The 4,341-nt window shown below is 68.5% G+C and carries 4 protein-coding genes; all 4 read left to right on the top strand.

Annotation, left to right across the window (positions count from 1 at the left end):
* The first annotated feature begins 2 nt into the window (after positions 1–2).
* The 4 genes from JZ791_RS43540 (at position 3) to JZ791_RS43525 (ending at position 4,173) form a co-directional block, all read left to right on the top strand.
* Positions 3–758, top strand: coding sequence for an SDR family oxidoreductase (locus JZ791_RS43540; RefSeq protein WP_308163500.1), 756 nt, complete (start codon positions 3–5; stop codon positions 756–758).
* Positions 759–1,396: 638 nt separating this feature from the next.
* Positions 1,397–2,632, top strand: coding sequence for a benzoate/H(+) symporter BenE family transporter (locus JZ791_RS43535; protein ID WP_438804643.1), 1,236 nt, complete (start codon positions 1,397–1,399; stop codon positions 2,630–2,632).
* A gap of 283 nt (positions 2,633–2,915) precedes the next feature.
* Complete coding sequence (locus tag JZ791_RS43530) at positions 2,916–3,752, top strand: sulfurtransferase (protein ID WP_216903745.1); 837 nt, start codon at positions 2,916–2,918, stop codon at positions 3,750–3,752.
* A 190-nt stretch (positions 3,753–3,942) separates the two neighbouring features.
* The gene (locus JZ791_RS43525) at positions 3,943–4,173 is read left to right on the top strand and encodes a DUF4351 domain-containing protein (protein WP_216903743.1); all 231 of its coding nucleotides are present in this window, start codon (positions 3,943–3,945) and stop codon (positions 4,171–4,173) included.
* The last annotated feature ends 168 nt before the right edge of the window (positions 4,174–4,341 follow it).

Here is a 4,341-nt window from a genome sequence, read left to right as displayed (position 1 = left end):
GGATCGGGGCGGCGGTGGTCTCGGAGCTGGTAGGGGCCGGGGCGCGCGTGGTGCTGGCCGATGTGGATTCGAAGGTGTCCGAGGTGGCTCGGGAGCTGGGGGATTCGGCCGTTGCGGTGGTGGGTGATGTCACCGACGCCGCGGTCATCCGGGAGCTGATCGCGCGCGCCGAGGGGGAATTCGGTCCGGTGGATCTGTACTTCGCGAATGCGGGAATCTTCGGGGCGCGGGGTCTGGACGGCACCGATGAACAGTGGTCCGCCGCACTGGAAGTCAACGTGATGGCGCACGTCCGGGCGGCGCAGGCGCTGATTCCGGGCTGGATCGAGCGGGGCACAGGGTATTTCGTGTCGACCGCCTCGGCGGCCGGACTGCTCACGCAGATCGGCTCGGCGCCCTATTCGGTGACCAAGCATGCCGCCGTCGGTTTCGCGGAGTGGTTGTCGATTACTTATGGAGACAAGGGGATCCGGGTCAGCTGCCTCTGCCCGATGGGCGTCGACACGAATCTGCTTCGAGCCGGCACGGACAACTTCACCGACGCGGCGACCGCGGAGGAGTCGATCCGCGCGGTGGTCTCCGCCGGCGAGGTCCTGTCCGCCGAGCAGGTGGCGAAGGATGTGCTCGCCGGTGTCGCGGCCGAGCGGTTCCTGATCCTGCCGCATGCGCAGGTACTCGAGATGTACCGGCACAAGGGCGCGGACTACGACCGATGGCTGTCCGGGATGCGTCGGTATCAGGCGACTCTCCGGGGCTGAAGTCCGATTGCCCGACCCGATGCGCTCCACGTGAGGCGGCTTACACCATCTGATATTTCAGTCCAGTTTCGACCAATTGGCTCCTGACTGGACTGTTCTACACCAGGGACGATGACGCCATGACCGTCACCGACCCGCAGGCCAGTTCGCCCATCTCCCGAGGCGGGAACACCACGGCGCAGGTCGATGTGTCCGATGGTTCCGCGGCGGCGGTAGCGTTCCCGGGTGCGGGGGCTGTCGTCGCGCGGGCCAATGAATTGGATGCGGGGACTACCGCGGGGAAGGCCGGGGAGCCGGGTGCGGGCGGTATTGCGCGACAGGCCGATGAATTGGGCGCGGCGGGTACTGCGCGGCGGACCGGTGAGCTGGGTACGGAAGCTGTCGCCCGGTCGGTGGGGGAGCCGGGCGCGGGGGCTGACGTGCGGCAAGCTGATGAATCGGCCTCGAAAGGGGTAGATATGCTCGGCGGCCGCGAAGCTGTCGTGGCTGGGGACATTGGGTTCGTTCGTTCGGTCGTAGAGTTCGCTGCGTCGGCCTCGAGGCAAGGGGCGGGTGCGTCTCAGGTCTCGAAGGCAGCCGACGAAGCGGCCGCGGAGGGCACAGCACCGGACGGCGAGGGTGCGGTGCGGGAGGGTGTCGTGCTGGACGAGGGCGTTCGTGTCGTCGATGACGCGGGGGCGGGCGGGCTGTGGCAGCCGGTCGGTGCCGGGGTGGTGGCCGCGATGGTGGGGTTCATCAGTACGTTCGCGGTGGTGCTGACCGGGTTGGCCAAGGTGGGGGCGACGCCCGGGCAGGCCGCGTCGGGACTGTCGGCGATCTGTCTGGCGCAGGCGGTGGGGATGCTCGTGCTGGCGCGGCGCTATCGGATGCCGATCGCGCTGGCGTGGTCTACTCCCGGCGCGGCGCTGCTGGCCGGCACCGGGCTGGTGTCCGGCGGCTGGCCGGCGGCCGTGGGCGCGTTCCTCGTGACCGGCGCGCTGATCGTGCTCACCGGATTCTGGCAGCGTCTGGGTCGGCTGATCGCGGCCATCCCGGCCGAGATCGCGCAGGCGATGCTCGCCGGCGTGCTGCTGCCGCTGTGCCTGGCGCCCGTGCACGCGCTCACCCAGAGCCCGGCGGTGGTTGTTCCGGTGATCCTGGTGTGGCTGGTCGTTCAGCGATATGCCGCGCGGTGGGCCGTCCCGGCGGCATTCGTGACCGCCGTGCTCGGCGCCGGGATCGAGATGACGCTCGGACATCACCGGCTCGACCTGGCCGCGATGGCGCCGAGGGTGGAACCGACCCTGCCGCACTGGAGTTGGCAGGCCATGATCGGCATCGCGGTGCCGCTCTACATCGTCACGATGGCCGGGCAGAACATCCCGGGCACCGCGGTGATGGAGTCGTTCGGGTACCGGATCCCGTGGCGCGCGGCGATGGCGACGACCGGTCTCGGCACCGTGCTCATCGCACCCCTAGGCGGCCATGCGATCAACCTCGCCGCGGTCACCGCGGCACTGACGGCCGGACCGTCCGTGCATTCGGATCCGCGGCGGCGATGGATCGCGGTCGTCGGCACCGGAATCACCTATCTGGTGCTCGCGCTGGCCTCGGGTGCGCTGGTGATCCTGGTGGAAGCAGCGCCGAAGGGCGTGCTGGAAACCGTTGCGGGACTTGCCCTGCTCGCGACGTTCGCCGCCGCTCTGGCTGCGGCGCTGGGCCCGTCCGAACACCGGATAGCGGGGGCGAGCACCTTCTTGGTCGCGGCATCCGGATTCGCGGTGTTCGGTGTCGGCGCGGCGTTCTGGGGTTTGGTCGCCGGGCTGCTGGTGCGATGGGCGCTGTCGGCTCGGCAAACGTCCGATCCGAGTCCGGTACGGGGAGAAGGTAGCTGAACCTCGGAGCGTGGTGGGCCTGTCGGCTGCCACCCGAACGGTCGGTTGTCCGATTCGAGTCAGCCGCTGGGAGAACGGAACCGATGTAGTGCGCCGGTCGACCTGGCGCCGGTCGGGGTACCTCGGCCCGGTGCGGAACCATCCAGGCGGTGTGGGGCCCGTGGCGTCCTGGACGCGGCGCGGGACTGAGCCGGTCGGTCGTCGAATAGTGCTGCATGCGAGCTGTCGTAGGGTTAGCGGCGTTGGCGTTCGGCGGGGGTACTGATCTGGTAGAGGAGCTCGGGTGACCAGGGTATTGATCTCGGCGGAGGATCTTCGGAAACAGCTGGGCGACAGTGTGTCCGGCAATGACACGGCAGGTCCGCTGCTGTTGGACGTGCGGTGGGCGCTGGGCGATCCCGACGGGCCGCAGCACTATCTGGACGGCCACATCCCAGGCGCGATATTCGTCGACCTCGAAACGGAATTGGCCGCGCCACCGTCCCCGGCGCGGGGTCGCCATCCCCTCCCGGAGGTCGCGCATCTACAGAAATGCGCCCGCAGTTGGGGTCTTCGCGCAGATCAGCCGGTCGTGGTGTACGACGCCACCGGCGGCATGGCCGCGGCCCGTGCCTGGTGGCTGTTGCGCTGGGCCGACGTCGCCGATGTGTGGATCCTCGACGGCGGGCTCCCGGCATGGCAGCGCGCAGGCGGCGACCTGGCCACCGGCAGCGAACCCGATCCCACCCCCGGCGACGTGGTGCTCACCCCCGGACGCCTGCCGGTGATCGACGCCGACGCCGCGGCCGCCTGGGAGGGCCTGCTCCTGGACGCCCGTGCGGGCGAGCGCTTCCGCGGCGAGGTCGAGCCCATCGACCCTCGCGCCGGCCACATCCCGGGCGCCCTGAGCGCCCCCACCGCCGAAAACCTCACGGCCGAGGGCATATTCAAGACCCCCGACCAACTCCGCGCCCGCTTCACCGCCCTGGGCTCCGGCCCGGTCGCCGTCTATTGCGGCTCGGGAGTCACCGCCGCCCACCAGATCGCCGCTTTGGCCGAGGCCGGCGTCGAAGCCGCACTGTATCCGGGCTCCTGGTCGCAGTGGTCCAACGACTCGAAACGCCCGGTCGTCACGGACTGAATGGCTATTGCTCGGGTTGCGCTGGAATATTCCAATAGGGCGAACTACAGTCTGACAATGGCATGGTGATGGCGAATTGTGTTGCAATGCAAGAGTTCTCGTCATCATCATGTAGTTTGCTGACTATGTCCGAGATTCCCGATATTCCCGAGACTCAGCCTTTTATGCTGTAAATGCCGGTCAGATCGGAATGCACGATCTGGATCCGGTTCTGGAGAAGCTCGGCCCGCATGCGGAGGAGGTCGTCGAAGGCCGTGCAGAGGGCCGTGCAGAGAGCGTCTTGACGTTGGTGGCCGCGAAGTTCGGTGCTGTGCCTGACTGGGTCCGGCGTGTGGTGGATGCGGCGAGTGTTGCGCAGCTGGATGTGTGGACGGTCCGTGCCCTGACCGCGAGTACCCCCGAGGAGCTGTTCGCCCCGTAGTGGGGGCGTTGTCGGTTGTCGGTGTGGGCTGTCGCGCTTACGGACAGCCCCGCGCGACAGTGTGTAGTGCGGCACTGTCGGCGGCGGTGATGGGGAGGGCGTATTTGGTTGCGGTGGTTAGGTATTTGCCTGCGTAGTAGCAGTGATAGGGGTGGGCGGGGGGTAGCC

The sequence above is a fragment of the Nocardia alni genome, from assembly GCF_019038435.1.
Classification (GTDB): Bacteria; Actinomycetota; Actinomycetes; order Mycobacteriales; family Mycobacteriaceae; genus Nocardia; species Nocardia alni.
This window is presented reverse-complemented; position numbering and strand designations above follow the sequence as displayed.